The following is a 25315-nucleotide window of genomic DNA, read 5'->3' on the forward strand; positions in this document are numbered from 1 at the left end:
CCGCCTGCCTTCAGCGTCTGCGCGAAAGGCTCAAGTCTCTGCCCAACGAAAAACGACCCGGACGCGCATGCGACCGGGTCGTCAAATCCCGCCCCAAACGGTACACCGTTCGCTATCTAAGAAAAGACCTTAACTGAACGGCATTACGGCGCGGAGGCCGGGTTCTTCGTCATGCGTGCTGCACTTAACCGGGCAGAGGCCCAGCAGCAAACTTACGCAACCGACTTCTTGGCGGCGCGGGTAGCTTGCTCGGTCGCTTGCGTAGCGGCCTTCGTCGCAGCCGTGGCGGCAGCGTTGAAGTTGCTTTCGGCGATCTCGACAGCTTGCTTCGTTGCCTTGTGAACCGTTTCGTACGTCGTGTTGGCGGCGGTGATAGCCGACTTCATCACGGCGACAGCGGTTTCCGAACCGGCCGGTGCGTTCTTCGCGACGTTGTCGACGAGCGTTTGCACCTTGCGGTTCTGCTCTTCGTACTGCGCTTCCGCGACGCGGGCGAATTCGGCTTGCGTGGCCGATGCGATTTCATACAGGTGACGGCCATACGACAGCACCTTTTCCGCGACCGGCTGCGTCAGGCTGGCTTGCAGCGCGAGCAGTTCTTGCGCGTCCTTCACCGACAGGGCGCGCTGCGCGTTTTCCTGGCTTTCGGCCAGCGTGGACTTCACGACTTGCAGGTTCAGTTCGACCAGCTTCTCGACGCCTTCGAACGCCTTGTTCGTCAGACCGAACAGCGTGTCGAAGTTGGCTTTTTGTGCGGCGGCGATTTGCTCGGGGGTCAACAGCGTCATCTCAGGCTCCTGATGGCCGACCCATCAAAAACGCGGGTCGTGGTTTGGGTAGATCCGGCGCGATGAACCTGGCCGGCTAGGTGCAAGCGCGATTGGTGCGTCGCAACATGAGACCCATTTTAGAGATATTCCTATGGATGTCAAGCGCTTTTTGTGCGCCGCACAATCGGCGGAAATCGTATGTTAAACAAGGACTTACTTGATCAGCGCGCGCGCGTCTACCGCCTCGGTGGAAACCCTATGCACCGAAGCTGAGCATGGACTTGGGGACCGGCTGACGCGTCCTCGGAGTGTGGATGAAATCACGTCTAAATGAAAATTTGATGTTGCCCGTGCGCCCGAAATCTGGAATTTATCGCAATGCGGAACGAGAAATTTCTCATGTATGTCTTATTTTTAAGATGTTGCCGTACACCAAATTGTTGAAGAAACGTTAACATTTCGGCTGTCTGATCTGCCGAGAGTCTGTTTCGGCATCTGACCGCCCATCCCGTCGATTCGAAGTTCTGCGTTTTGTCCGATCCGGTTCACACGTTTGACTAAAGTCGTGGAAAGTTTTGCCGATAGTGCGTTTGCCGTCGTGTAGAAAAGCGCGCTTTTGGCAGCACGGTTTCCGCCGGGACGATCGTTTTTTCCGATCGAGGCGCGCTGTTGATCGGCAATATGCAACCCAGGCTTACAACTCAGTTTAACGAGTGCCGATAAGTGCTTAATATTGCTTAAATTTCGTTGCTTCACTACACTTGGCGGTACCCTCCAGCCGCCCAACAGAACACTAATGAAAACCGAAATGTTTTCGTCGTTGAAGGTGGTGCATGGCGTGGCAGTGCGCTCCGCATTGTCCATTGCTGTCTCCATCGCAGTAGCGACGTCCTTCGCAGCGGCTCCGGCTGAAGCCCTCGCAAAGACCGCCACCCCAACCAAAACCGCAAAACAGTCCACCGCCAAAGCCGGAAAGCCCGCGCGCGTGGCGAAAACCACGCTCAAGGCGCCGAAGCCCGCGAAGGCCGCCAAGGTCGCCGCCACGGACGATGACGACGACGCGCCGCGCGCATCGCGCAAGCATCGCGTCTCGTATCGCATGGACGCGCGTGCGCGCCGCGGCGCGGTGCACGCGGTTGCGTTCCAGCCGCGCGCGCCGTCGGTCGGCCAGGCGTTCGGTCTGCATGACACGCCCGACAGCCTCGCGCTGCGCTCGAGCGTCGCGTATGTCGTCGATCAAAGCACGTCCGAGACGCTCTTCGACAAGAACTCGCGCGCCGTCGTGCCGATCGCCTCGATCACGAAGCTCATGACGGCAATGGTCGTGCTCGATTCGCACATGCCTCTCACCGATGAGATCAGCGTCACCGACGAAGACCGCGACTACGAGAAATTCACCGGTTCGCGGCTGGCGGTCGGTTCGGTGCTCAATCGCGAGGACATGCTGCATATCGCGCTGATGGCATCGGAGAATCGGGCGGCGGCTGCATTGTCGCGCTACTTCCCGGGCGGCCGTCCGGCGTTCATCGCCGCGATGAACGCGAAGGCGAAGTCGCTCGGCATGGCCGATACGCACTTCGAAAATTCGACGGGTCTGACGAGCCAGAACGTGTCGAGCGCGCGCGACCTCGTCAAGATGGTGAACGCGGCGTATCAGTATCCGCTGATCCGCAAGTTCTCGACCGACCGCAGCTACGACGTCTTCACCGGCAAGCGCAATCTCGCCTACAACAGCACGAACGCGCTGATCCGCAATGCATCGTGGGATATCGGCTTGCAGAAGACGGGCTTCATCAACGAAGCGGGCGAATGTCTCGTGATGCAGGCGAACGTGAACGGCCGGCCGGTCGTGATCGTGCTGCTCGACTCGTACGGCAAGTATTCGCGTTTCGCCGATGCAGGCCGCCTGCGCTCGTTCCTCGATACGCTCGGCGAGCCGCATATCATGAGCGCCGATATGGGCAGCGGCGCAAATCCTTGAGCGCCTGATTTTCGCTCGCCCAAAAGAAAACGGGATTCGTCGAAAGACGAATCCCGTTTTTTCATGCGGCTCGAATCAGCGATGCGCGTGTTGTGTCTCGGCGGCAGCCTGTTCCGGGTGATACCCGAGTTGCTGTGAGATTTCGAGCGCCGTGTGACTTAGTTGCTTGAGCCACGCGTCCTGCAGACGATCGGCGGGCGCGGAGAGCGAAAGACCGGCCACGAGGCGCCCGGTGTCGTCGTAGATGCCGGCCGCGATGCAGCGCACGCCGAGCTCCAGTTCCTCGTTGTCGCGCGCGCACGCTTGCTGACGCACCAGCGACAGTTCGCGTTCGAGCTTCGAGAGGTCGGTGATGCTGTTTTGCGTGTGGCCGGAGAGACCGGTGCGCATCGCGTAGGCGCGCACGCGTGTGGCTTCGTCGGCGGCAAGGAACAGCTTGCCGACCGATGTCAGATGCAAAGGCGCCCGCCCGCCGATCGCCCGCACGACCTGCATGCCCGAGCGCTCCGAATACGCGCGCTCGATATAGACGATCTCGTCGCCCTGACGCACGGAGAGATTGACGGTCTGCCCGGTCTGCCGATGCAACTCGCGCATCGGCGGCATCGCGGCTTCGCGCACCGAAAGACGCGCTTTCACGAGATTGCCGAGTTCCAGCAGACGCATGCCGAGCCGGTACGTGCCCGGATCGGACCGGTCGACGAGGCGGCACAACACCATGTCATTAAGGATGCGATGCGCCGTGGACGGATGCAGCTCCGTGCTCTGGGCAAGCTCTTTCAGGCTGACGGGGTCCGTGTGATCGGCGAGGGCGTCGAGAAGACGCATCATGCGCTCGATCACCTGAATGGACGTTTTGGATTCCGGGTTCGTATCGCTCATCGTGAAAAATCGGTTGATGCGTCAAACAGCGGAATGGCGATTGTATCTCATAATGTGAAAAAAGCGAACACCGCTCAAAATTCGACGATGCGCGCCGGGCGTCGCAAGCCCGTCGGCCGGGACTTTCACGGATAATCGGCGGGCGTTCACATCACTTTTACAAAACAGGAAACGCCCCCAATGCGAGTCGGACTATTCGTCACGTGTCTCATCGACATGATGCGCCCGGAAATCGGCTTCTCGGTCATCAAGCTGATCGAGCGGGCGGGCTTCGAGGTCGTCGTGCCGCCGTCGCAGACGTGCTGCGGCCAGCCCGCCTACAACTCGGGCGATCGTCCGCTCGCCCGCGATCTCGCCGAAAAAACGCTCGGCGAATTCGAGCAGTTCGACTATGTCGTCGTGCCGTCGGGTTCCTGCGGCGGCATGATCCGCGCGCACTACGGCGATCTCTTTCGCGACGATCCGCAACTGATGAGCCGCTTCGCGCGTCTTCAGCCGCGTGTTTTCGAACTGACCGATTTTCTCGTGAATGTCGCGAAGGCGCGCATGGAGCCCGGCGCATTCGACGGCATGGTGACCTATCACGATTCCTGTTCGGGCTTGCGCGAACTCGGCGTGAAGTCGCAGCCGCGCGAGTTGCTCGCGCAGGCGGGCGTCGCGGTCACGGAGATGGCCGGCTGCGAGCATTGCTGCGGCTTCGGCGGCACGTTCGCGGTGAAGTACGGCGACATTTCGACGGCGATCGTCGACGAGAAGTGCGCGAACATCAAGGCGAGCGCGGCGGACACCGTCGTGCTGGGCGATCTCGGCTGCATGCTGAACATCGAGGGACGCTTGCGCCGCACCGGCGACACCTCCACGCGCGTGCTGCACATCGCGCAGTTGCTCGCCGGCGACGCGACCAACCGCGCGTAAAGGAGACCCGATGCAAGTCCAGACGATGCACTTCAAGGCGCGCGCTTCATCCAAACTCGCCGACGAGCGCCTGCAACAGAACCTCACGAAGCTCTCGACCAAGTTCGTCAGCGCGCGCGCGAGCGCGGTGCGGGACATCGACTTCGAGGCGACGCGCGCGGCGTTGAAGGAGCGGCGCAATCGCGCACTCGACAATCTCGACGTATGGCTCGAAACCTTCGAGCGCGAAGCGACCCGGCGCGGCGCCACGGTGCTCTACGCCGAATCGACGCAGGACGCGGCGCGGCTCGTCGCGGACATCGCCCGCAAGCACGACGTGAAGAAGGTCATCAAGACCAAGTCGATGGTCTCGGAAGAGATGCAGTTGAATCGCGTGCTCGGCGAGATGGGCGTGCAGTCCATCGAGACCGATCTGGGCGAATACATCCTGCAGATCAACGACAACGAGCCGCCGAGCCACATCATCGCGCCGGTCGTCCACAAGGATAAGGAGCAGATCGCCGATCTCTTCGCGAAGACGCACAACAAGCCGCGCCTGACCGATATTCCCGAGATGACGCGCGAGGCGCGCGAAGTGCTGCGCCCGCATTTCATGTCGGCGGACATGGGCGTGACGGGCGGCAACTTTCTGATCGCGGAAACGGGATCGGTGGCGGTCGTCACGAACGAGGGCAACGAAGGCATGTGCACGGTGATGCCGCGCGTGCACGTCGCGGTGACGGGCATCGAAAAGGTGCTGCCGACGCTCGAAGATCTCGCGACCGCGATGCGCCTCCTGCCGCGCTCGGCGACCGGGCAGACGATCTCGAACTATTTCTCGCTGCTGACCGGGCCGCGCGCGCCGGACGAATCGGACGGTCCCGAGCACATGTACTTCGTGCTCGTCGATGGCGGGCGCACCGGGCTCATCGGCGGGGAGTTTCAGGAGATGCTGCGCTGTATCCGCTGCGGCGCGTGCATGAATCATTGCCCGGTGTATCAGAAGATCGGCGGACATGCGTATGGCTGGGTCTATCCGGGACCGATGGGCTCGGTCTTGACGCCGGCATATGTCGGGATCGACAAGGCGCTCGATCTGCCGCAAGCCGCGACGCTCTGCGGCGAGTGCAACAGCGTGTGTCCGGTGGGCATTCCGCTATCGGATCTGCTGCGCAAGTTGCGCGAGAAGCAGATGGAGCGCCGGTTGCGTCCGTGGAACGAGCGCGCCGCGCTTGCCGCGTGGGGTTATCTGGCGAAGCGGCCGGCCGCTTATGCAATTTTCACGAAGCTCGCCGTGCGCGTGCTCGAACGCATGGGCGGCGACAAGAAAGCGATTTCGCGCTTGCCGTTCGGCGGAGGATGGACCGGCACGCGCGACATGCCCGCGCCGGTCGGGCGCACGTTCCGGGAACTGTACAAGGCGCAGCACTCGCACATCGGATAGAAAAAAGCCACGGCGAATTTGCCGTGGCCTGTCTTGTCTTATCCGCCGTAGCGACCGATGAAGCCTCGCGAATTGCCGCTCTCGCGGCCGCCGCCATCCGACGAAGGCGGTGCGCGATTCGGCCCCGGCGGCCGACCGCCCACAGCCTTGGGCATCGGCGCGCCGCCGTTCGCCTGCGGAGGCTGAGCGGCTGGCGGACGGCCACCGCCCGCCTGTGGCGGCGGGCCGTTCGGATGTCCGCCTCCCGCTTGCGGCTGCCCGCCCGGACCACGATCGCGTGACTGTCCACCATGCCAGCCGCCCGGCGGCGGGCGACGCCAGCCCGGACCGTCATCCCAGTAACGGCTGCGTCCCGGACCGTAATACGCCGGACCTGAGTAATATCCGCCGCCTATGACCACGCCCGGCTGAACGACCGGCGGACCGCCGTAATAACCGTAGCCCGGATCGTCATAGACACCGGGATAGCCGCCGCCGTAGGCCGAACCATCCGGATAGACCGCGCAGCCGCCGAGCAATGCGGCAGACGACGCGAGAAGAAGACCAACAACAGCGGATTTCATGATCTTGGTAGAACCTGTCGAACCATTACCGTATGAGACAGCATCGGCGGGCGGATGTCCCCAACAACTTTGTAAGCCTTTATGACGGCCAAGTGTCATAAAGTCGCTCGCCAATGCTTGTTGTCGCGAGTGCAACAATCGTTTGCTTTTCAATGGCTTTTTAAGATCGGGACGATTACTTACAATTCGAAGTGTCCAGAAGTGGGTCTCCAAAACGGGTTACCCGCTGCGACATTTCGATCAAAGGCAGTCCCATGAAAAAGACAATATCGACTTACTGGCCCGTCGCCATCGTGCTTCCGATTGCGCTGGCGTTCTGCATGCACGCCGGCGAAGGCGGCAGCACGGCCACACGCCACGAAGAAACCAGCGTGGCCGGCGTGAGCGCTGAACTCGCCCGCGCGATTTCGCTCGGCTTCGTCGAGGACGACGACGCAACGCCCGCCGTCACGTCCGCGCAAAAGACGCTCTGAATCGCCGCTTTCGATGTGCACAAAAAATGGCGCCCGCGAAGGGCGCCATTTTCATTTGAAGCGGGCCGAACGAACTTACTTCAGCACAACCGCGACGGCGTTCGCCACGGCGTCGAGGTTGCGCGTGTTCAGCGCGGCCACGCAGATGCGGCCGGTGCTCACGGCATAGATGCCGAATTCTTCGCGCAGGCGATCGACTTGCGCCGCCGTCAGGCCCGAATACGAGAACATGCCGCGCTGCTTGTTGACGAACGAGAAGTCGCGATCGACGCCGCTCGCCTTCAAACGCTCGACGAGACCGTTACGCATCGCGCGGATGCGATCGCGCATTTCGCCCAGTTCCTGCTCCCAGGTCGCGCGCAGTTCCGGCGAAGCCAGCACGGCCGCGACGATCGAGCCGCCGTGCGTCGGCGGGTTCGAATAGTTGGTGCGGATCACGCGCTTGAGTTGCGACAGCACGCGGGCCGATTCTTCCTTGCCCGTCGTGATGATCGACAGCGCGCCGACGCGCTCGCCGTACAGCGAGAACGACTTCGAGAACGACGACGACACGAACACGTTCAGATCGGAGCCCGCGAAAAGACGCACGGCGGCGGAGTCCGCGGCGATGTCGTCGGCGAAGCCCTGATACGCCATGTCGAGGAACGGCACGAGATGCTTCGCCTTCACGACTTCGACGATCTGCTTCCACTGATCGTCCGACAGATCGACGCCCGTCGGGTTGTGGCAGCACGCGTGCAGCACGACGACCGTGCCCGGCGCGTAGCTGTTGAGCGCCGCGAGCATGCCGTCGAAGTTCACGCCGTGCGTGGCGGCTTCGTAGTACGGGTAGTTGACCACTTCGAAACCGGCGCTTTCGAAGAGCGCGCGGTGGTTTTCCCAGCTCGGATCGCTGATCGCGACGATTGCGTCCGGATTCACGCGCTTCAGGAAGTCCGCGCCGATCTTGAGCGCGCCCGTGCCGCCGAGCGCCTGCGCCGTCACGACGCGGCCCGCGGCGATCAGCGGCGAATCGTCGCCGAGCAGCAGTTTCTGCACGGCGGAGTCGTAGGCGGCGATGCCGTCGATCGGCAGATATCCGCGCGGCAGGGCGGCGTCGACGCGCGCCTTTTCGGCTTCGCGCACGGCGCGCAGGAGCGGAATCTTGCCTTCCTCGTTCGTGTACACGCCGACGCCCAGATTGACTTTGGTCGTGCGCGTATCGGCATTGAAGGCTTCGTTGAGGCCCAGGATCGGGTCACGGGGAGCGAGTTCGACGGCAGAGAAAAGAGACATGATCTATCGGCAGTGAGGGAAGGACGTGCGGCAAGCGGCGAAAAGCAGTCAGGGCCGGTGCGCCGAGTCGTCAATTGTAGCGAATCCCGCGCGCCTTTTTGGGTGAATATGGTGCGAATGCGCGTGCTTTTTGTCCCTTTTTCGCGCGATGCCGCTTGAAAAGGGCGATAAAAAAGGGCGCGAGTCCGCGTGCTTGAGTTTGCGGATCGATGCCCAATCTGAAGACGATCCGCCTCCGAATCCCGGTCACGTCACGGCGAGCGCGCCGATTGCGTACGACGCTAGAATGCTTGTTTGCGCCGACGTTGACTTTCTCGATCTCTCATGTCCGACACTCTCATCGAATCACCCGAAGAACTGGACGAATCGAAGTTCGTCACGTTCGAAGGTTCGCCGTTTCAGCTCTATCAGCCGTATCCGCCGGCGGGCGATCAGCCCGACGCCATTGCTAAGCTCGTCGAAGGCATCGAGGACGGTCTCTCGTTCCAGACGCTGCTCGGCGTGACCGGCTCGGGCAAGACCTTCACGATGGCGAACGTGATTGCGCGGATGGGCCGTCCGGCGATCGTCTTCGCGCCGAACAAGACGCTCGCGGCGCAGCTCTACGCCGAATTCCGCGAGTTCTTTCCGCGCAATGCCGTCGAGTACTTCGTCTCGTACTACGACTATTACCAGCCGGAAGCGTATGTGCCGCAGCGCGATCTGTTCATCGAAAAGGATTCGTCGATCAACGAGCACATCGAGCAGATGCGGCTCTCGGCCACGAAAAGCCTGCTCGAACGGCGCGACGTGGTGATCGTCGCGACCGTGTCCGCGATCTACGGTATCGGCAATCCGTCCGAGTATCACAAGATGATTCTCACGCTGCGCACCGGCGACAAGCTCGGTCAGCGCGACGTCATCGCGCGTCTGATCGCGATGCAATACACGCGCAACGAAGCCGATTTTCAGCGCGGCTCGTTCCGTGTGCGCGGCGACACCATCGACATTTTCCCGGCGGAGCACGCGGAAATGGCGGTGCGCGTCGAGCTTTTCGACGATGAAGTCGAATCGATGATGCTCTTCGATCCGCTCACCGGCCGCGTGCGCAACAAGATTCCGCGCTTCACCGTGTATCCGTCGTCGCATTACGTGACGCCGCGCGACACCGTGATGCGCGCGATCGAAACCATCAAGCTCGAACTGCGCGAGCGGCTCGAGTTTTTCCACGGCGGCGGAAAGCTCGTCGAAGCGCAGCGGCTGGAGCAGCGCACGCGCTTCGATCTCGAAATGCTTCAGGAGCTCGGCTTCTGCAAGGGCATCGAGAATTATTCGCGGCACTTTTCGGGCGCGGCGCCGGGCGAGCCGCCGCCGACGCTCGTCGACTATCTGCCGCCCGACGCGCTGATGCTGCTCGACGAATCGCACGTGCTGATCGGCCAGTTGAACGGCATGTACAACGGCGACCGCGCGCGCAAGGAAAATCTCGTCGACTACGGTTTTCGCATGCCGTCCGCGCTCGACAACCGGCCGCTCAAGTTCAACGAGTTCGAGCGCAAGATGCGTCAGGCGATCTTCGTCTCCGCGACGCCCGCCGATTACGAAAAACAGAAGGCGGGGCAGGTGGCCGAGCAGCTCGTGCGGCCGACCGGTCTCGTCGATCCGGAAATCGAGGTGCGTCCGGCGCGCTCGCAGGTCGACGACGTGCTGTCGGAAATCAACGCGCGCGTCGCGGTGCATGAGCGCGTGCTCGTCACCGTGCTCACGAAGCGCATGGCCGAGCAACTGACCGAGTTTCTCGCCGATCACGGCGTGAAGGTGCGTTATCTGCACAGCGACATCGATACCGTCGAGCGCGTGGAAATCATTCGCGACCTGCGGCTCGGCACGTTCGATGTGCTCGTCGGCATCAACCTGCTGCGCGAGGGGCTCGATATTCCGGAAGTGTCGCTCGTCGCGATTCTCGACGCCGACAAGGAAGGTTTCCTGCGCGCCGAACGCTCGCTGATCCAGACCATCGGCCGGGCGGCGCGCAACGTGAACGGCAAGGCGATTCTCTACGCCGACAACATGACCGACTCGATGACGCGCGCCATCGGCGAAACCGAGCGGCGCCGCGCGAAACAGATCGCGCACAACGAGAAGATGGGCATCACGCCGCGTGGCGTCGAGAAGCGCATCAAGGACATCATCGATGGCGTCTACAACGCCGACGAAGCCCGCGCCGAACTCAAGGAAGCGCAGGCGCGCGCGAAGTTCGAAGATATGTCGGAGAAGCAGATCGCGAAGGAAATCAAGCGCCTCGAAAAGCAGATGATGGACCACGCCAAGAATCTCGAATTCGAAAAGGCGGCGCAGACCCGCGACCAATTGGCGCTCCTGCGGCAGCGCGTGTTCGGCGCGAATGTCGGCGATCATGTGAGCGGCATCGGCGGGAAATGAGCGGCAGGTAAGCGTAAAAGCGCGGCGGAACGGATGTTTCGCCGCGCTTTTTTATCCGCCGCGATCATCCGACATCCGCGAAAAGCCTTGCTGCGCCTGGGTCTGTAAGGTCACTCAAATTGTTCCGGGTGTCGAACGATGCTAAACTGGCGAACATTGAGAATGGTTCGTATTAACGTTCACAGAGTGCTGCTCGCGCGCGCTCTGCGGGACGGCGATGCGGGCCTTCCAACAGGGAGGCATTGCCCGGCCTGCGCTGCTTGTCCAGGCGTCAGGCGTGCCGGTCCGGTACTTCAGTGGCAAGACTCGCGTGGCACGCGCGCCAGTCGATAACAACAAGGAGTTTCTGATGGGTTCAACGTTGGTGCGCGGCCTCGTCGCCGCCGCAGGTCTCACGGCGATGATGGCGGCATCGGCCGCCGAATATCCGATCGGCAAGCAGCACATCGAGGGCGGCATGGAAACGGGCGCCGTGTACCTTCAGCCGATCACGATGGCGCCGGAAGGCATGATGCGCAAGGCATCGGATTCGGATATCCACCTCGAGGCGGACATTCACGCGGTCAAGAACAACCCGACCGGTTTCGCCGAAGGCGACTGGATGCCGTATCTGAACGTGACGTATGAACTCACGAAGGTCGGCACGACGCAGACCCAGAAGGGCGACCTGATGCCGATGGTCGCGAGCGACGGCCCGCACTACGGCGACAACGTGAAGCTCTTCGGTCCGGGCAAATACCATCTGAAGCTGCACATCTCGCCGCCGTCGCAGGAAGGTCACATGGCGTTCGGCCGTCACACCGACAAGGAAACGGGCGTCGGTCCGTGGTTCAAGCCGTTCACGATCGAATACGACTTCCCGTTCGCGGGCATCGGCAAGAAGGGCGGTTACTGATCGCCGCAGGCGCCCGGCATCCCGGACCGGGCGCGTTCATCCTCAGGAAGCATGCATGAAATTGAAAATCCAGTTGGCCGCGCTCGCGATGTCCGTGTTCGTCTCCGGGACCGCGCTCGCCGTCGACCTGCCGACGTTCAAGCTCGAAATGAACGACGGCAAGCTCAACCCGGCGCGCATCGAGGTGCCGGCGGGGCAGCGCATCAAGATCGAAGTGCATAACGTCGGCAAGGGCGCCGCCGAGTTCGAAAGCGTGCAGTTGCGCAAGGAAAAAGTGCTCGCGCCGGGCGCCGATTCGTTCGTCGTGATCGCGCCGCTGGACCCGGGCGAATACAAGTTTTTCGATGACTTTCATCAGAGCGCGCAGGGCGTGATCGTCGCGAAGTAACCGCCGTGCCGGCGCGACACGTCCTGTCGCGCGTGGCCGATCGAAGTGGAATGGCTGGAGGTTTGGAATGGGGCAGGTACTTTTCATCGTGTGGCGGGAGAGCGTCGAGGCGTTGCTCGTCGTCGGCATTCTCTACGCGTGGCTGAAGAACGGCGATCATCAGGCGCGCCGCGGCCTGCCCTATCTGTGGGCCGGCGTCGTCATCGGTCTGCTCGCGGCGGTGGCGCTGGGCGCCGCGCTGATCGGCTTCACCGAAGTGCTGTCGGGCAATGCGCAGGATTACTTCCAGACCGCGATGGTGCTGGTCGCGTGCGTGCTGATCGTGCAGATGGTCCTGTGGATGAAGCGTCACGGCCGCACGCTGAAGCGCGACATGGAATCGTCGCTGCAAAAGAACACGCAGGACGGGCACTGGTGGGGCATCGCGCTGCTCGTCGCGCTCGCGATCGCGCGTGAAGGCAGCGAAACCGCCGTGTTCCTGTACGGCGTCGGCTTCGGCCAGTCGGGGCACGTCGATGCGTCGCAGTATGTGGCGATCGTCATCGGCTTCGGCCTCGCGCTGCTGACGTTCTATGTGCTGCAGCTCGGCGGCAAGATCTTCTCGTGGCGCTCGTTTTTCCGCGTCACCGAAATCATGCTGCTGTTCCTCGCGGCGGGCCTGTTCGAGACGGGCATCGACAAGCTGATCGACATGGAAGTGCTGCCGGTCATCGTCAATCAGGTGTGGAACACGTCATGGCTGCTCGACGATTCGAGTACCTTTGGCTCGCTCGTTGCTACACTCACCGGTTATCGCGCGCATCCGGCGGGTATGAATCTCGTCGCGTATGCGGTGTATTGGGTTGTCATCTATCTCTTGATGCGTCATTCGAAAAACCAGATGGCGCAAAAACAAAAGGCGGCAAGCCGTCCAGCATGAGTTCTGTAATGCCTAGACCGGGCCGGCTGCAACAAGCCGGCCACTGGATGCAACGTCACGGCAGCGCGATCCGCATGATTCAGTGGGTCGTCGTTGCCGTGTACGCGTTTCTGATCGTCGTTCCCGCCGTGATGCCGCTGCCCGATGGCTCCGCGCATCTGTGGAGCAATCTCACGCTCGCCGCGCAGTTCGTGTTCTGGGGCATCTGGTGGCCGTTCGTGCTGCTGTCGATGGTCATGCTCGGCCGCGTCTGGTGCGGCGTGCTGTGTCCCGAGGGCGCGCTGTCGGAGTTCGCGAGCAAGTTCGGCCGCGGCTGGGCGATCCCGCGCTGGATGCGCTGGGGCGGCTGGCCCTTCGTCGCGTTCGGCCTGACGACGATCTACGGTCAGATGGTCAGCGTCTATCAATATCCGAAAGCGGTGCTGCTCGTGCTCGGCGGCTCGACCGTGGGCGCGATGATCATCGGCGTGCTGTATGGCCGCGAGAAGCGCGTGTGGTGCAAATATCTGTGCCCGGTGAACGGCGTGTTCTCGCTGCTGGCGCGGCTCGCGCCGTTTCACTACAAGGTCAGCGAAGACGCGTGGCGCCGTTCGTACAAAGAGGGCGAGCACGGTCATCGCGTCATTCCGATCAACTGCGCGCCGCTCGTCCCGCTGCGCAACATGAAGGGCGCCGCGGATTGCCACATGTGCGGCCGATGCAGCGGCCATCGCGACGCGATCGCGCTCACGTGGCGCTCGCCCTCGGAAGAAGTCGTGAAGCTCGGCGACAAGGCCGCGAATCCGTGGGACACCGCGCTCATTCTTTACGGCCTGCTCGGTATCGCGATCGGCGCGTTCCACTGGACCGTGAGCACGTGGTTCGTCGATCTAAAGCAATATCTCGCGGCGTGGCTCATCGATCACGACATTCTCTGGCCGCTCGATACCAACGCGCCGTGGTTCCTGTTCACGCATTACCCGGAGCAGAACGACGTCTTCTCGTGGCTCGACGGAACGATGGTGATCGGCTATATCGTCGCGACGGGGCTCGTGTACGGCACCGCGCTGCTCGCGCTGCTCGCGCTCGGCACGCGTATGCTCGGCAAGATGAACGCGACGCGCCTGCATCACCTGACGCTCGCGCTGATTCCGATTGCGGGCGTCGGCGTGTTTCTCGGCCTTTCCGCGACGACGGTATCGCTCTTGCGCGCCGAACATTTGCCGTTGTGGTGGGTGCCGGGCCTGCGCCTCGGTTTGCTCGGCGCGGCGAATCTGTGGAGCGCGTGGCTCGCGTGGCGCGTGACGGGCCGCTATACGCGCACGCTTGTTCCCCGCGCGCTCACGATGGTATGGTTTGTCGCTGCGCTGGCCGTCGCGGACAGCGCGTGGTACCTGATGTTCTGGGGCTTCAGCCGATAAACCGTCCACGCCGCACGCGCGGCAACGAGAGCGAGAAGTGAGAACGAAACCCGTATTGACCGACGAAGACGTCAAGGCCATGGCCGCCGCCGCCGAGGCGCATGCCAGGGAACACAACTGGAACGTGACGATTGCAATCGTCGACGATGGCGGACATCTGCTGCATCTGCATCGTCTGGACGGAGCGGGCGCGAGCACCGCCGAAATGGCGACGGGCAAGGCGCGCACCGCCGTGCTCGGCCGCCGCGAAACCAAGGTCTACGAAGACACCATCAAGCAGGGCCGCACGGCATTCCTCAGCGCGCCCTTGACCGCGATGCTCGAAGGCGGCGTGCCGATCTTCGTCGGCGCGGATATCGTCGGGGCGGTGGGCGTGTCGGGCGTGAAGTCGGATCAGGATGCGCAGATCGCGAAGGCGGGCATCGCGGCGCTGGGTATCGAAAACGTCTGAAGCCTTCGCGCAATAAAAATGGCACGTCTTCGTCACGAAGGCGTGCCATTCTGTTTTCGGATGCAGCGCTTTTCGGCGCGCATCGTAACAACCCAAGCAGGAACCAAAAAAAGCGGCTTCGCTTGCTATCGACGACTGGCTGGTGTTTGCACGAAGGGGTCTAAATTCTCGCGTGCAAGTCGTCCTCGCTGGCTAAGGCCAAACACCTCTTGGCGAGGTGGTCCCCACAATACCCGGTACGTACTGCCGTTCTTGCCTGTTACTTCGTCAGAATCAGTTTGCCCAGACGCGTCGCGCGCAACTGATAGGTCTCCCCGTTATGCACGATGCTCACGTGGCTGCGTCCCTGCAACAGCGCGTCGCTCTTGAGCGAACGCTCGCCGTTGCTTTCCGCTGCGTGGGCGACGTGAACCGTGGTCACCGTGGTCGCCTTCGGGCGGGTGATCGCGGCGTCGCGGACAGCCGGGCGGCGTAGCCTGAGCGTGGAGGATCGCGGCGTGTCGGTCATGTCGGAAGTGTGCGTTCGTTGATTCGATGGGTCTATAGTAAATGATAATTATTCCTATTTGCAACTAGACTTTCCGATTGAAGCACAACTTTTGATAGCCAATTTCGATGCAGCGACGAAGCATTCGTCACCGCATCGGCGAAACGCTCAGTGCAGCGGGCTTTCGTCTTTCCGGCCGTGCACGAACTGGCGAATGAGCCGCACGGTGTCGATATCCGACTCGCGATAAGCCGACTTCACGATCTCCTGCGTCTGACGCTCATCGGCAGTGGCGTTTTCGTTCTCGGGCAGCGTCGTGCGGTACGTGAAGCGCAGGAATAGCTGGAGCGGGTCGGGCTGCTCGATCGCCATCGTGAGCGAGCCGCCGACGTAATCCGCCGTCGGCAGGATGTCGTAGCGCACGCTCGAACCGGGCGTGAGCGTCACGCGATCCCGCACGGTGGCCTGGCCGTAGTGCAGCTCGCGTTCCATCGTGTCGCCATCGCGCGCGAGGATGTCGCAGCTATCCAGCCCCAGCACGAACAACTGCGGCTGCTCCGCGCGCAGAACGAGGCCTTCCCAAAGCTCGTCAGGCGTGAGCGAATCGACGAGCGGGTTCAGCGGATCGTTGATCTGGATGAGGTGTTCGAAATTCAAAACGACGGTTTCCTTCTACGTTCGTGGTGCCTGCGATGCATCACTGCGGCGTGAGCCCGGACTCGATCTGAATCGCGCCGGACAGAACCTTGTGCATCGGGCACGCGTTGGCAATTTGCAAGAGCCGTTCCCGCTGTTCGTCGGACAGCGCGCCTTGCAGCGCGATGCGCCGGTCGATGTGCGTGCCTTCCGCGGTGCTCTTCATCGACAACTCGACGTGCACGCCTTCCAGCGGCCATTCCTTGCGCTTCGCGTACATTTTCAGCGTGATGGACGTGCATGCGCCAAGACTGGAGAGCAGCAGCGACGCCGGCTCCGGACCCGTGTCGCCGCCGCCGATGCTGGCGGGCTCGTCGGCGATCCACGCGTGCGTGCCGTCGGCGAGACGGACTTGGTAGTCGAGTTCGCCGATATCGGCGGTCACGGAAGGTCCGGCCATGCGTTGCTCCTTTTTTGTGAGAAAAACTGCAAGCGTGACGAAAAACGGTGCGGCAAGAACGGTCATTGTGACGCAATGTGTCCGTTCATGCCTCACCGTTTCGCCGATTCCGCTCCGGTACGCGGGCGAGGGCGCTCAATGCGTGATCGCGCCCATCCGGCCCGCCTGATAGTCGACCACCGCCTGACGGATTTCTTCCTCCGTGTTCATCACAAACGGGCCGTAACGCACGACCGGTTCCTTCAGCGGCACGCCGCCGATCAGCAGAAGCTCGACGGGCTCATCGCCTGCGGTGACGGCGATCGTATCGCTGTCGTCGCGAAAGACCACCATCTGCTGCGCGCGGACCGGCTGGCTTTGCGGGCCATACAACGCGGTGCCCGACAGCGGATAGGCGAACACGCGGTAATCGCGCGGCACGGCCAGCTCGATCTGTGCGCCGGGCTTCAGCGAAAAGTGCTGATACAGGATCGGCGTGCGCGTTTCGATCGCGGCCTTCACGCCGAGCGCCTCGCCCGCGATGACCTTCACGCTGACCTTGCCGTCCTCGCTCGTCGCGACGGGAATCCGCGCCGACGGAATCTCCTGATAATGCGGCGCGATCATCTTGTCGCGCTGAGGCAGATTCACCCAAAGTTGCAGGCCGTGCACGCGGCCGCCGCGTCGCGTGAAGTCCTCGGCCGGCATTTCGCTATGCACGACGCCCGCGCCGGCGGTCATCCATTGCACGTCGCCGGGGCGCAGCGTGCCCGAATGCCCCGCCGAGTCCTTATGGCCGAACTCGCCTTCGAGCATGTACGTCACGGTCTCGAAGCCGCGATGCGGGTGGTCCGGCGCGCCTTTGGCCTCACCGGGCGCGTAGTCGGCGGGGCCCATCTCGTCGAGGAGCAGGAACGGGTCGAAGTCCATCAGAAGACGGGTCGGAAACGGGCGATGCACGACGAAGCCGCCGCCTTCGACAGTGCGGATCGCCGGAATGATGCGTTCGATGCTGCGGCTGGTGGACATGGTTGCCTCGCGTTGCGACTTCGGAAGTAAGGGAATAGCGATAAATTTGAAACAGAGGTCTATTATATGGGCCGCGTTTCGCGATAAAAGACGCTGCGGCGCAATGGATTGTCGCGCTGGCGATAACGACCGCGTCTTTTCGAATCCCTGCCTTCACGAGCGACCATGAAAGCCGACTCGCACGATCTGAACGATCTGATGTATTTCTCGCACGTCGTCGAGCACGGCGGATTTTCGGCTGCGGAGCGCGTGCTCGGCATTTCGAAGTCGCGGCTGTCGCGGCGCGTGTCGGAGCTCGAGGCGTCGCTCGGCGTGCGGCTGCTCCAGCGCTCGACGCGCAAGCTCGCGCTGACCGAAGCCGGCCAGCTTTTCTACCAGCATTGCCAGGCAATGCTCGCGGAAGCCCAAGCGGCCGTGAACGTCGTGCAGAGCCTGCGCGATTCACCGCGCGGCACGGTGCGCGTGAGCGTGCCGGTGACCATCGCGCAGACGTTTCTTTCCGCGGTCATGCCGGACTTCATGCATCGCTACCCGGAAGTGCGCATCGTGCTGCGCGTGACGAATCGTGTCGTCGATCTGTTCGAGGACGCGGTCGATGTCGCGCTGCGCGTGCGCTCGGAGCCGCCCGCGAGTTCGAACGTCGTCGCGCGGCCGCTGTGGCGCACGGAGCAGATGCTGGTCGCGGCGCCGTCGCTGCTGAAGTCGAATGCGCCGCCGATGACGCCCGCCGAACTCGCCCAATACGACACCATCGACACGCCTTCCGCCGATGGCCGCCACGTCTATCGGCTGATCGCGCCGGACGGCACGCGCCACGAGTTCGAGCACGAGCCGCGTCTCGTCACGGCGGACCTGTCGATGATCCGCGAAGCCGTGATGCGCGGCGTCGGCATCGCGGCGCTGCCCGAGATGATGTACGGCGCGCCGCTGCGAACCGGGCAGCTCTCGCCGGTGATGCCGGGCTGGACGTTTCCGTCGCCGCAACTTTATGCGGTCTTTTTGTCCCGTCAGGGCATGGTCCCTGCAGTGCGCGCGTTCGTGGATTTTCTGGTCGAGTCGATCGGCAGCGGCCAGCGCTTCCCCGGAGAATGTCCTGTTCAGGAAGCGCCGGAACGGGAAACAGTTTGACCGCATCCGCGTATGTCATTGGTTTATGACATTGAAGCGCGCGTTTGCGATGGACAGATTCAATTGATCGTCATTTTTTGTGGCGGTATAGTGAAGTTCCTTCGCTAAGGAGCTCCTTATGCGGAAACTCACGGCTGCTCTGATAGTTAGCCTGATAGGGTTGATTGCACTGTCCGTGTCGACCACGGCTGCTGCATGTGACGGGACTTCTGGTTCTGGCTATTCGAGCCCAAAGTGACCGCCTCACCCGAATGCGCCGAGCGCGCACGAAAAAAGGCCTTCATCCGACGATGAAGGCCTTTTACTTTGAGGCTCGGAAAAGCGCTTACTTGCCGCTCTTCGGCTCCGTGACGAAACCGATCTTCGTCAGTCCGCCAGCCTGCGCCGCCGACATCAGATCGGCGACTTTCTCGTACGCAACCTGGCGGTCCGCGCGCAGGTGAATCTCCGGCTGCGGATTCTGCTGCGCCGCCTGCGCGATGCGCGCATTGAGCGTCGCGTCGTCGATCGGCTGATCGTCCCACAGCGTCGTGCCGTCGGCCTTGATCGCGACGTTCACGTGCGCGGGCTTCTCGTCCTGCGGCTGGCTGCTCGCGTGCGGTAGATCGATTTTCACCGCGTGATGCATGGCCGGAATCGTGACGAGGAAGATGATCAGGAGAACCAGCATGACGTCGACGAGCGGCGTCATGTTGATTTCGCTCATCATGCCGTCGTCTTCATCTCCGGCAAAAGGGCTCATGGCCATGTTGCGAATCTCCCGGACTTACGACGCGCGCGTCGCGAGACGCAGGCTGTCGGTCGAGGCGTTCGTCGCGCGCTTGGTCGACGAGAGCTTCGAGCCCGTGACGAAGAACGCGTGGAGGCCGTGCGCGAAGCGGTTCAGCTTGGTCACGATGCCTTTGTTCGCGCGGGTGAGGGCGTTGTAGCCGAGCACCGCCGGAATCGCGACGAAGAGGCCGAACGCGGTCATGATGAGCGATTCGCCGACCGGACCGGCAACCTGATCGATCGACGTCTGGCCCGTCGCGCCGATGGTCAGCAGCGCGTGATAGATCCCCCAGACCGTGCCGAAGAGGCCGACGAACGGCGACGTGGAGCCGATCGACGCGAGAATCGCGAGACCCGACTGCATGCGGCCGACGCCTTCGTCCATCACGTCCTTGAGGCAGCGCGTGATCCAGTCCGACACGTCCATGCGGTCGTGCAGATGCGGTTGCGTCTGATGATGATGGTCGGCGGCTTCCTGGCCGGCGAGCGCGAGCGCGAGAAACGGGTTGTCCGCGGGGCTCGACGACTGGCTGCCGAGCTTCTTGATGCCGTCGTTGAAGTCGTCGGAATGCCAGAACGCCTGTTCGGCGTTCTTGGTCAGGCGCTTCAGGCGCACGACGTTCCACGCTTTCACGACGATCACCGTCCACGAAAGCACCGACATGATGACGAGCGCGAGCGCGATGCCCCGCGTCACGAAGTCGCCTTGCGCCCAGACGTGCGCAATCCCGTAGTTTTCCATTTCTCTTTCCTTGTATCTAAAAAAATCGATCAGTCGTTCAGACTGAAAACGAATGGCACCGTGGCGGTCGCGCGAATCGCTTCGCCATTTTCCTTGTACGGGCTGCACGCGCTGCCGCGTACGGCCTCGAGCGCCGCGTCATCGAGCCGAGACGAACCGCTGCTCTTTTGCAGGGTCACGTTTTCGATCTTTCCCGACAGGCCCACCGTCAGACGGACGACGGTCGTGCCGGTTTCGCCGCGGCGCTTGGCCATCGCCGGATAGTCTGGCTGCGCGATGTTACAACCGAGGTGCGCGACGTTCTTCGGTGCGGCCAGTTCCATGTTCGGCTTGCCGATGGCCGGCGCGACAGGCGGCGGCGCGGGTTGAGGCGGAGCAGGCGGCGTGGGTTCGGGCGCGGGCGCCGCGATCTGCGACGGCGCCTCGGTCACCGGCATCGGCGTGGGCTTCGGCTCGATTTTCGGTTTGACCTTCGGCTTGGGCTGGGGCTTCGGAACGGGCTGCGGAACCGGCTTGGGCGGCGGCGGCGTTTCGATCGCGACCGGCTGCGGCGCGGGCTGCGGCGTTTCGCTGATCAGTTGCGCGGTGATCGATTTGGCTTCGACCGGTTTCGGCAGCGGCTCGTGACGCATCGTCAGCGCGACGCCCAGAAGCGCGGCGTGAATGACGACGACAGCGGCGCACGCCGCGATGACGCGCGGATTGGCGTTCGTCGCTGGCGCCGTCTGAAAAGCGGCGGGAGTAGTGGTCGGGGACTGCATTGTTATTGGCTGCTTGCGATACTGCGTGAGTGCTTGCCGATGCCTTCCAGCTCAAGGTCCAACGACTGCACAGGCACGGTGCGGAAGATACCAGACGACGTCATTTTCGGAAAATAAGCAGGGAGATAAACAGGGTGGCCACGAAGCCGATCAGCAGTTCCATCTTTCCCTCCATGGGTAAGGGTTGCGCGGCTGGCTGAAAGTGACCGGAAGTTCGAAGGTAACCTGGCTTGCTGGAGTCGAGAAAACGACCTGACGACGCGTCGGGATAAACGGGCGTCGTCGGTTTGAGCGCGGCGCGCTTCAGGCGGCCTGGCGCTCGTAGAACATGAGCGGCGCAACGTGCTCGCGCTGCTCGATACCGCAGCGCGACGCGCAGACACCGCTTTCCGCCATGACATCGCGAACGCTCGCTTCGCACTTGCCGCAACACAGCGCGACGCCGAGCTCGAATTGCAGTTCGTCGAAAGAGTCCATTCCCTCGGCGATGGCGGCTCGGATCTTGCGGTCGGACACTGATTTGCAGACACAGACAATCATGATCGTTCGCGATAGCTTGCGTTAATGCGAATTATTATCATTCAGTATGGGCAGCTTTGCAAGCGGGGCTCGGTGTTTTTTGTAACAGAGCGCGTGAGTTAGCGGGTTTATTGCTAGGCGCCCTGCCGGGCGGGGCAAAGCGCCCGATGTACCGGACGGGACGGGAGAGAAACCCTCAGACGATGTCGGGTTCAGCGAGGCGCGTGCGGCGCGAAGGGATATCGACGTGCTCGACTTTCGCGTCGAGCCGAAGCAGGGCGGCGGCGAGCTGGCGCTGCGATTCGCCGTCGGCCGTGGAGTGGAAGCGCGGCAGGGTGTCCGGCGGCGTGACGAGGTTTTTCAGCGCGTGCGCGTCCAGCAGACGATCGAGCTGCCGCGCAATGGCGACGCTCGTATCGACGATCTGCAGCCGCTCCCCGGCGATGTCGCGAATCGCGCGATCGAGAAAAGGGTAGTGCGTGCAGCCGAGCACGAGGGTGTCCGCGCCGGCGTCGAGCATGGGCGCGAGATAGCTTTCGAGCAGCGCCATCAGCGCCGGCGACGACGTGTCGCAACGCTCGACCGCCTGAACCAGCCCGTGTCCCGCCTGACAGATGAAGCGGCAATCGCCCGCATAACGATCGAGCAGCGACTGAAAGCGCGCCGAGCGCAATGTGACGGCCGTGGCGAGCACGCCGACCACGCGCGATTTCGACACCGTGGCGGCGGGCTTCACGCCCGGCTCGACGCCGACGAGCGGAATCGTCAGGCGTTCGCGCACGAGCGCGATGGACTGCGCCGTGGCCGTGTTGCACGCGACGACGAGCGCCTTCGCGCCTTGCCCGACGAGCCATTCGCCGATCGCCATCGCGCGGTCGACGATGAAGTCGTCGTCGCGCTCGCCGTAGGGCGCGTAACGCGAATCGGCGACGTAGATCAGACGTTCGTGCGGCAAAGTCGCGCGCACGGCGCGCAGCACCGACAGCCCGCCGAGACCGGAATCGAAAATGCCGACCGGCGCGCTCGCGTCCGGCGCGGCACGCTCGTTCGGCTTCAGGGAAGATGCTGCGCCGGGCATACGATTACTCGTGATCGCCCATCATGGTCTGCTGGTAGTTCTGGATGCCGACCTTGTCGATCAGATCCAGTTGCGTTTCCAGCCAGTCGATGTGTTCTTCGGTGTCGTGCAGGATCTTTTCGAAGATTTCGCGCGAGACGAAGTCACGCACCGACTCGCAATAAGCGATGGCTTCCTTGCAGGTCGACTGGGAAATCTGCTCGAGTTTCAGATCGCATTCGAGGATTTCCTTGGTCTCTTCACCGATCAGCAGCTTGTGCAGGTCCTGCAGATTCGGCAGACCGTCGAGCATGAACACGCGCTGGATCAGCCAGTCGGCGTGCTTCATCTCGCCGATCGATTCGTCGTATTCGTGCTTGTTGAGCTTCTCGAGGCCCCAATGCTGATACATCCGGGCGTGCAGGAAGTATTGATTGATCGCGGTCAGTTCGTTCTTCAACTGCGCGTTCAGATATTCGATGACTTTCGCGTCGCCTTGCATGATTTTGTTCCTGTTCTTAACGTGGGGCTTCTGAAAAGATAAACCTTCAGTGTGGCAATGCCAAGGTTGAGTAGATATTTTTTGTTTCAGACGAAACTGAGAATGAAAACCTTTCTCGACTCGCGGCGTTGCAAAGAAAAGAGCCGGGCGGATTGCCCGGCTCCCGTCAATCTCCAGCGGTAATAAGCCGCCAATAAGCTGCGATCAAGCCGTCGCGACCGGAATCTTGCCGATCTTCGCCTGCCATTCCGCCGGACCGGTCTTGTGGACCGACGTGCCGCTCGAATCGACAGCAACCGTCACCGGCATGTCCTGCACGTCGAATTCGTAGATCGCTTCCATGCCGAGGTCTTCGAACGCGAGCACCTTCGCTTCGCGGATCGCCTTCGACACGAGATACGCCGCGCCGCCGACCGCCATCAGATACGCGGCCTTGTGATTTTTGATCGCCTCGATCGCGACCGGGCCGCGCTCGGCCTTGCCGATCATCGAGATCAGCCCGGTTTGCGCGAGCATCATTTCGGTGAACTTGTCCATGCGCGTGGCCGTGGTCGGGCCCGCCGGACCGACGGCTTCGTCGCGCACCGGATCGACCGGGCCGACGTAATAAATCACGCGATTCGTAAAGTCCACCGGCAGCTTTTCGCCCTTGGCGAGCATGTCGGCGATGCGCTTGTGCGCGGCGTCGCGGCCCGTCAGCATCTTGCCCGACAAGAGCAGCGTCTGGCCCGGCTTCCACGATGCGACTTGTTCCGGCGTCAGCGTGTTCAGGTCGATGCGCTGGCTCTTTTCAGTATCCGGTTCCCACTGCACTTTCGGCCATGCGTCGAGCGGCGGCGCTTCGAGCTTCGCGGCGCCCGAGCCGTCGAGCGTGAAGTGCGCGTGGCGCGTGGCCGCGCAGTTCGGGATGATCGCGACCGGCTTGCTCGCCGCGTGCGTCGGCGCCGCCATGATCTTCACGTCGAGCACGGTCGCGAGGCCGCCGAGACCTTGCGCGCCGATGCCGAGCGCGTTCACTTTCTCGTGCAGTTCCACGCGCAGCTCTTCGATCCAGTCTTGCGGGCCGCGCGCGATGACGTCCTGAATGTCGATCGGGTCCATCAGCGATTCCTTCGCCATGACCATCGCCTTTTCAGCCGTGCCGCCGATGCCGATGCCGAGCATTCCCGGCGGGCACCAGCCGGCGCCCATCGTCGGCACCGTCTTCAGGATCCAGTCGACGATCGAATCCGACGGATTGAGCATCGCGAACTTCGACTTGTTCTCCGAGCCGCCGCCCTTGGCCGCGACCTGAACATCGACCTTGTCGCCCGGCACGATCTCGTAGTGGATCACGGCCGGCGTGTTGTCCTTCGTGTTCTTGCGGCCGCCTTCGGGCGGACTCACGATCGACGCGCGCAGCACGTTGTCCGGGTTCAGATAACCGCGGCGCACGCCTTCGTTGATCATGTCGGTGACGGACATCGTCGCGCCGTCCCAACGCACATCCATGCCGACTTTCACGAACACCGTGACGATACCGGTGTCCTGGCAGATCGGGCGCTTGCCTTCGGCGCACATGCGGCTGTTGGTGAGGATCTGCGCGATCGCGTCTTTCGCGGCGGGGCTCTCTTCCAGCTCGTAGGCCCGGCCGAGCGCCTGAATATAGTCGAGCGGATGGTAGTAGCTGATGTACTGCAGCGAATCGGCGATGCTCTGAATCAGGTCTTCCTGCTTGATGACTGTCATGGCTTGGGCTCTGGGGGACGAAATTTTTTGTGTGCGTTCTGAGGGACGCTTCAGTCGAGCGCGCTTCGGGGCGCGATGGGTTCGCTGTGAAAGTGTTGCGGATGCGTATGCGTGGTCAGCCGGTCGACGTACGCCATGATGAGCGCGGACACGAGGAAGGCGACGTGGATGATCACCTGCCACAGCACCGTGTGGAATGTCTGCTGGTCGGGGCTGATGAAGGTTTTCAACAGGTGGATCGACGAGATGCTGATGAGCGCCATCGACAGCTTCACCTTCAGCACGCCCGCGTTGACGTGATCGAGCCATTCGGGTTCGTCGGGATGACCTTCCACGCCGAGCCGCGACACGAAGGTTTCATACCCGCCGACGATCACCATGATGAGCAGATTCGAGATCATGACCACGTCGATCAGGCCCAGCACGACGAGCATGATGTTGGTTTCATCGAGCGTCAGCGCGTGGGTGACGAGGTGCCACACTTCCTTCAGGAACAGCACGACATACACGGCTTGCGCGACGATCAGGCCCAGATAGAGCGGAACCTGGAGCCAGCGGCTCATGAAGATGACTTTCGGCAGCACTTTCATCGAGCCGGGCTGAGAGGGCGAGGCGGAAGAATGCTTGGGAGCGGACATGGGCGGCTTTTCAGTCGGGGCGGGTCGGACCGGAAATGATGACGGGCGAATATGACGAACAAAAACGTACGATGCGCCGGCAAACGCGCGCGGGAGCGCATTCGCGGTGTCAGGAAGCCCGC

General features: G+C 62.5%; 28 protein-coding genes and 1 pseudogene. 12 read left to right on the forward strand and 17 right to left on the reverse strand.

Annotated features, from left to right (window positions below):
* A pseudogene (locus tag NOV72_RS32905) lies at nucleotides 1–137 on the forward strand (IS4 family transposase); the annotation flags it as partial.
* 75 nt (nucleotides 138–212) lie between these two features.
* Here NOV72_RS32905 and NOV72_RS28850 read toward each other — a convergent pair.
* Together NOV72_RS28850 and NOV72_RS32910 are read right to left on the reverse strand one after the other, a co-directional pair.
* The gene (locus NOV72_RS28850) at nucleotides 213–788 is read right to left on the reverse strand and encodes a phasin family protein (protein WP_061121751.1); all 576 of its coding nucleotides are present in this window, start codon (nucleotides 786–788) and stop codon (nucleotides 213–215) included.
* Between the two features lie 396 nt (nucleotides 789–1184).
* Nucleotides 1185–1769: a hypothetical protein gene (locus NOV72_RS32910; protein WP_245933198.1), complete on the reverse strand. Its 585-nt coding sequence runs from the start codon at nucleotides 1767–1769 to the stop codon at nucleotides 1185–1187.
* Between NOV72_RS32910 and pbpG the strand changes: the two genes are divergently transcribed.
* Complete coding sequence (gene pbpG / locus NOV72_RS28855; RefSeq protein WP_245933199.1) at nucleotides 1756–2751, forward strand: D-alanyl-D-alanine endopeptidase; 996 nt, start codon at nucleotides 1756–1758, stop codon at nucleotides 2749–2751. The two genes, NOV72_RS32910 and pbpG, sit on opposite strands and share 14 nt — an antisense overlap.
* Before the next feature lie 75 nt (nucleotides 2752–2826).
* Here pbpG and NOV72_RS28860 read toward each other — a convergent pair whose 3' ends face one another.
* Nucleotides 2827–3633 (reverse strand): IclR family transcriptional regulator, encoded by an 807-nt coding sequence (locus NOV72_RS28860; RefSeq protein ID WP_106857941.1) that lies wholly within the window; start codon nucleotides 3631–3633, stop codon nucleotides 2827–2829.
* A gap of 180 nt (nucleotides 3634–3813) precedes the next feature.
* On the opposite strand from NOV72_RS28860, the gene NOV72_RS28865 reads away from it, so the two are divergent.
* A complete protein-coding gene (locus NOV72_RS28865) occupies nucleotides 3814–4548 on the forward strand; it encodes a (Fe-S)-binding protein (RefSeq protein WP_106857942.1) in 735 nt (244 codons plus the stop codon).
* Nucleotides 4549–4558: 10 nt separating this feature from the next.
* A complete protein-coding gene (locus NOV72_RS28870; protein ID WP_106857943.1) occupies nucleotides 4559–5971 on the forward strand; it encodes a lactate utilization protein B in 1413 nt (470 codons plus the stop codon).
* 38 nt (nucleotides 5972–6009) lie between these two features.
* Here the strand turns inward: NOV72_RS28870 and NOV72_RS28875 are convergent, their stop codons facing one another.
* Entirely contained in the window at nucleotides 6010–6534 is a 525-nt protein-coding gene (locus NOV72_RS28875) for a hypothetical protein (RefSeq protein WP_106857944.1), read from the reverse strand.
* Nucleotides 6535–6788: 254 nt separating this feature from the next.
* Between NOV72_RS28875 and NOV72_RS28880 the strand changes: the two genes are divergently transcribed.
* Nucleotides 6789–7007 carry a hypothetical protein gene (locus NOV72_RS28880; RefSeq protein WP_106857945.1) on the forward strand — a complete coding sequence of 73 codons (219 nt, stop codon included), beginning with the start codon at nucleotides 6789–6791 and terminating at the stop codon, nucleotides 7005–7007.
* Nucleotides 7008–7082: 75 nt separating this feature from the next.
* Here the strand turns inward: NOV72_RS28880 and NOV72_RS28885 are convergent, their stop codons facing one another.
* Complete coding sequence (locus tag NOV72_RS28885) at nucleotides 7083–8282, reverse strand: amino acid aminotransferase (RefSeq protein ID WP_106857946.1); 1200 nt, start codon at nucleotides 8280–8282, stop codon at nucleotides 7083–7085.
* 324 nt (nucleotides 8283–8606) lie between these two features.
* Here NOV72_RS28885 and uvrB point away from each other — a divergent pair, with 324 nt between their 5' ends.
* The 6 genes from uvrB to NOV72_RS28920 all read left to right on the forward strand — a co-directional run bounded on the left by uvrB (nucleotide 8607) and on the right by NOV72_RS28920 (nucleotide 14756).
* Nucleotides 8607–10703, forward strand: a complete 2097-nt coding sequence (gene uvrB / locus NOV72_RS28890; RefSeq protein WP_106857947.1) for an excinuclease ABC subunit UvrB — start codon at nucleotides 8607–8609, stop codon at nucleotides 10701–10703.
* Between the two features lie 349 nt (nucleotides 10704–11052).
* A complete protein-coding gene (locus NOV72_RS28900) occupies nucleotides 11053–11598 on the forward strand; it encodes an iron transporter (RefSeq protein WP_106857949.1) in 546 nt (181 codons plus the stop codon).
* 55 nt (nucleotides 11599–11653) lie between these two features.
* Nucleotides 11654–11986: a cupredoxin domain-containing protein gene (locus NOV72_RS28905; RefSeq protein ID WP_106857950.1), complete on the forward strand. Its 333-nt coding sequence runs from the start codon at nucleotides 11654–11656 to the stop codon at nucleotides 11984–11986.
* 67 nt (nucleotides 11987–12053) lie between these two features.
* The gene (locus NOV72_RS28910; RefSeq protein ID WP_106857951.1) at nucleotides 12054–12905 is read left to right on the forward strand and encodes an FTR1 family iron permease; all 852 of its coding nucleotides are present in this window, start codon (nucleotides 12054–12056) and stop codon (nucleotides 12903–12905) included.
* Nucleotides 12902–14305 carry a 4Fe-4S binding protein gene (locus NOV72_RS28915; protein WP_181291181.1) on the forward strand — a complete coding sequence of 468 codons (1404 nt, stop codon included), beginning with the start codon at nucleotides 12902–12904 and terminating at the stop codon, nucleotides 14303–14305. Before NOV72_RS28910 ends, NOV72_RS28915 begins: the two co-directional genes overlap by 4 nt.
* A gap of 37 nt (nucleotides 14306–14342) precedes the next feature.
* Entirely contained in the window at nucleotides 14343–14756 is a 414-nt protein-coding gene (locus tag NOV72_RS28920) for a GlcG/HbpS family heme-binding protein (protein ID WP_106857953.1), read from the forward strand.
* Between the two features lie 259 nt (nucleotides 14757–15015).
* On the opposite strand, the gene hemP is transcribed toward NOV72_RS28920, so the two are convergent.
* From hemP to NOV72_RS28940, 4 genes are all read right to left on the reverse strand, one after another.
* Nucleotides 15016–15264, reverse strand: a complete 249-nt coding sequence (hemP, locus tag NOV72_RS28925) for a hemin uptake protein HemP (RefSeq protein ID WP_106857954.1) — start codon at nucleotides 15262–15264, stop codon at nucleotides 15016–15018.
* Between the two features lie 147 nt (nucleotides 15265–15411).
* Complete coding sequence (locus NOV72_RS28930; RefSeq protein ID WP_106857955.1) at nucleotides 15412–15900, reverse strand: SRPBCC family protein; 489 nt, start codon at nucleotides 15898–15900, stop codon at nucleotides 15412–15414.
* A gap of 40 nt (nucleotides 15901–15940) precedes the next feature.
* The gene (locus tag NOV72_RS28935; protein ID WP_106857956.1) at nucleotides 15941–16339 is read right to left on the reverse strand and encodes an OsmC family protein; all 399 of its coding nucleotides are present in this window, start codon (nucleotides 16337–16339) and stop codon (nucleotides 15941–15943) included.
* 135 nt (nucleotides 16340–16474) lie between these two features.
* Nucleotides 16475–17347, reverse strand: coding sequence for a pirin family protein (locus NOV72_RS28940; RefSeq protein WP_106857957.1), 873 nt, complete (start codon nucleotides 17345–17347; stop codon nucleotides 16475–16477).
* A gap of 165 nt (nucleotides 17348–17512) precedes the next feature.
* Here NOV72_RS28940 and NOV72_RS28945 point away from each other — a divergent pair, with 165 nt between their 5' ends.
* Nucleotides 17513–18475 carry a LysR family transcriptional regulator gene (locus NOV72_RS28945; protein WP_106857958.1) on the forward strand — a complete coding sequence of 321 codons (963 nt, stop codon included), beginning with the start codon at nucleotides 17513–17515 and terminating at the stop codon, nucleotides 18473–18475.
* A 325-nt stretch (nucleotides 18476–18800) separates the two neighbouring features.
* On the opposite strand, the gene NOV72_RS28950 is transcribed toward NOV72_RS28945, so the two are convergent.
* The 8 genes from NOV72_RS28950 to NOV72_RS28985 all read right to left on the reverse strand — a co-directional run bounded on the left by NOV72_RS28950 (nucleotide 18801) and on the right by NOV72_RS28985 (nucleotide 25145).
* Nucleotides 18801–19223: an ExbD/TolR family protein gene (locus NOV72_RS28950; RefSeq protein WP_106857959.1), complete on the reverse strand. Its 423-nt coding sequence runs from the start codon at nucleotides 19221–19223 to the stop codon at nucleotides 18801–18803.
* A gap of 18 nt (nucleotides 19224–19241) precedes the next feature.
* A complete protein-coding gene (locus NOV72_RS28955) occupies nucleotides 19242–19988 on the reverse strand; it encodes a MotA/TolQ/ExbB proton channel family protein (RefSeq protein WP_106857960.1) in 747 nt (248 codons plus the stop codon).
* A gap of 29 nt (nucleotides 19989–20017) precedes the next feature.
* The gene (locus NOV72_RS28960; protein ID WP_106857961.1) at nucleotides 20018–20749 is read right to left on the reverse strand and encodes an energy transducer TonB; all 732 of its coding nucleotides are present in this window, start codon (nucleotides 20747–20749) and stop codon (nucleotides 20018–20020) included.
* Nucleotides 20750–21052: 303 nt separating this feature from the next.
* Nucleotides 21053–21289, reverse strand: a complete 237-nt coding sequence (locus NOV72_RS28965) for a (2Fe-2S)-binding protein (RefSeq protein ID WP_106857962.1) — start codon at nucleotides 21287–21289, stop codon at nucleotides 21053–21055.
* A 175-nt stretch (nucleotides 21290–21464) separates the two neighbouring features.
* A complete protein-coding gene (murI, locus tag NOV72_RS28970; protein ID WP_106857963.1) occupies nucleotides 21465–22346 on the reverse strand; it encodes a glutamate racemase in 882 nt (293 codons plus the stop codon).
* A gap of 4 nt (nucleotides 22347–22350) precedes the next feature.
* Entirely contained in the window at nucleotides 22351–22827 is a 477-nt protein-coding gene (bfr, locus tag NOV72_RS28975; RefSeq protein ID WP_008350427.1) for a bacterioferritin, read from the reverse strand.
* 204 nt (nucleotides 22828–23031) lie between these two features.
* On the reverse strand, nucleotides 23032–24555 hold the full coding sequence (locus tag NOV72_RS28980) for a fumarate hydratase (RefSeq protein ID WP_106857964.1): 1524 nt from the start codon (nucleotides 24553–24555) through the stop codon (nucleotides 23032–23034).
* A gap of 50 nt (nucleotides 24556–24605) precedes the next feature.
* A complete protein-coding gene (locus NOV72_RS28985; RefSeq protein ID WP_216858898.1) occupies nucleotides 24606–25145 on the reverse strand; it encodes a TIGR00645 family protein in 540 nt (179 codons plus the stop codon).
* Between the last annotated feature and the right edge of the window lie 170 nt (nucleotides 25146–25315).

Origin of the sequence: Caballeronia novacaledonica (genome assembly GCF_900258035.1) — a bacterium.
Taxonomy (GTDB): domain Bacteria; phylum Pseudomonadota; class Gammaproteobacteria; order Burkholderiales; family Burkholderiaceae; genus Caballeronia; species Caballeronia novacaledonica.

What these genes read in the sequence shown, in the direction of transcription:
- NOV72_RS28955 (WP_106857960.1), bottom strand. Translation starts at nt 19,988, where the DNA reads ATGGAAAACTACGGGATTGCGCACGTCTGGGCGCAAGGCGACTTCGTG.
- hemP (WP_106857954.1), bottom strand. Translation starts at nt 15,264, where the DNA reads ATGACCGACACGCCGCGATCCTCCACGCTCAGGCTACGCCGCCCGGCT.
- NOV72_RS28915 (WP_181291181.1), top strand. Translation starts at nt 12,902, where the DNA reads ATGAGTTCTGTAATGCCTAGACCGGGCCGGCTGCAACAAGCCGGCCAC.
- NOV72_RS28865 (WP_106857942.1), top strand. Translation starts at nt 3,814, where the DNA reads ATGCGAGTCGGACTATTCGTCACGTGTCTCATCGACATGATGCGCCCG.
- NOV72_RS28940 (WP_106857957.1), bottom strand. Translation starts at nt 17,347, where the DNA reads ATGTCCACCAGCCGCAGCATCGAACGCATCATTCCGGCGATCCGCACT.
- NOV72_RS28945 (WP_106857958.1), top strand. Translation starts at nt 17,513, where the DNA reads ATGAAAGCCGACTCGCACGATCTGAACGATCTGATGTATTTCTCGCAC.
- NOV72_RS28980 (WP_106857964.1), bottom strand. Translation starts at nt 24,555, where the DNA reads ATGACAGTCATCAAGCAGGAAGACCTGATTCAGAGCATCGCCGATTCG.
- murI (WP_106857963.1), bottom strand. Translation starts at nt 22,346, where the DNA reads ATGCCCGGCGCAGCATCTTCCCTGAAGCCGAACGAGCGTGCCGCGCCG.
- NOV72_RS28965 (WP_106857962.1), bottom strand. Translation starts at nt 21,289, where the DNA reads ATGATTGTCTGTGTCTGCAAATCAGTGTCCGACCGCAAGATCCGAGCC.
- NOV72_RS28910 (WP_106857951.1), top strand. Translation starts at nt 12,054, where the DNA reads ATGGGGCAGGTACTTTTCATCGTGTGGCGGGAGAGCGTCGAGGCGTTG.
- NOV72_RS28985 (WP_216858898.1), bottom strand. Translation starts at nt 25,145, where the DNA reads ATGAAAGTGCTGCCGAAAGTCATCTTCATGAGCCGCTGGCTCCAGGTT.
- uvrB (WP_106857947.1), top strand. Translation starts at nt 8,607, where the DNA reads ATGTCCGACACTCTCATCGAATCACCCGAAGAACTGGACGAATCGAAG.
- NOV72_RS28950 (WP_106857959.1), bottom strand. Translation starts at nt 19,223, where the DNA reads ATGGCCATGAGCCCTTTTGCCGGAGATGAAGACGACGGCATGATGAGC.
- NOV72_RS28870 (WP_106857943.1), top strand. Translation starts at nt 4,559, where the DNA reads ATGCAAGTCCAGACGATGCACTTCAAGGCGCGCGCTTCATCCAAACTC.
- NOV72_RS28960 (WP_106857961.1), bottom strand. Translation starts at nt 20,749, where the DNA reads ATGCAGTCCCCGACCACTACTCCCGCCGCTTTTCAGACGGCGCCAGCG.
- bfr (WP_008350427.1), bottom strand. Translation starts at nt 22,827, where the DNA reads ATGCAAGGCGACGCGAAAGTCATCGAATATCTGAACGCGCAGTTGAAG.
- NOV72_RS28885 (WP_106857946.1), bottom strand. Translation starts at nt 8,282, where the DNA reads ATGTCTCTTTTCTCTGCCGTCGAACTCGCTCCCCGTGACCCGATCCTG.
- NOV72_RS28900 (WP_106857949.1), top strand. Translation starts at nt 11,053, where the DNA reads ATGGGTTCAACGTTGGTGCGCGGCCTCGTCGCCGCCGCAGGTCTCACG.
- NOV72_RS28905 (WP_106857950.1), top strand. Translation starts at nt 11,654, where the DNA reads ATGAAATTGAAAATCCAGTTGGCCGCGCTCGCGATGTCCGTGTTCGTC.
- NOV72_RS28875 (WP_106857944.1), bottom strand. Translation starts at nt 6,534, where the DNA reads ATGAAATCCGCTGTTGTTGGTCTTCTTCTCGCGTCGTCTGCCGCATTG.
- NOV72_RS28850 (WP_061121751.1), bottom strand. Translation starts at nt 788, where the DNA reads ATGACGCTGTTGACCCCCGAGCAAATCGCCGCCGCACAAAAAGCCAAC.
- NOV72_RS28935 (WP_106857956.1), bottom strand. Translation starts at nt 16,339, where the DNA reads ATGGCCGGACCTTCCGTGACCGCCGATATCGGCGAACTCGACTACCAA.
- NOV72_RS28880 (WP_106857945.1), top strand. Translation starts at nt 6,789, where the DNA reads ATGAAAAAGACAATATCGACTTACTGGCCCGTCGCCATCGTGCTTCCG.
- NOV72_RS28860 (WP_106857941.1), bottom strand. Translation starts at nt 3,633, where the DNA reads ATGAGCGATACGAACCCGGAATCCAAAACGTCCATTCAGGTGATCGAG.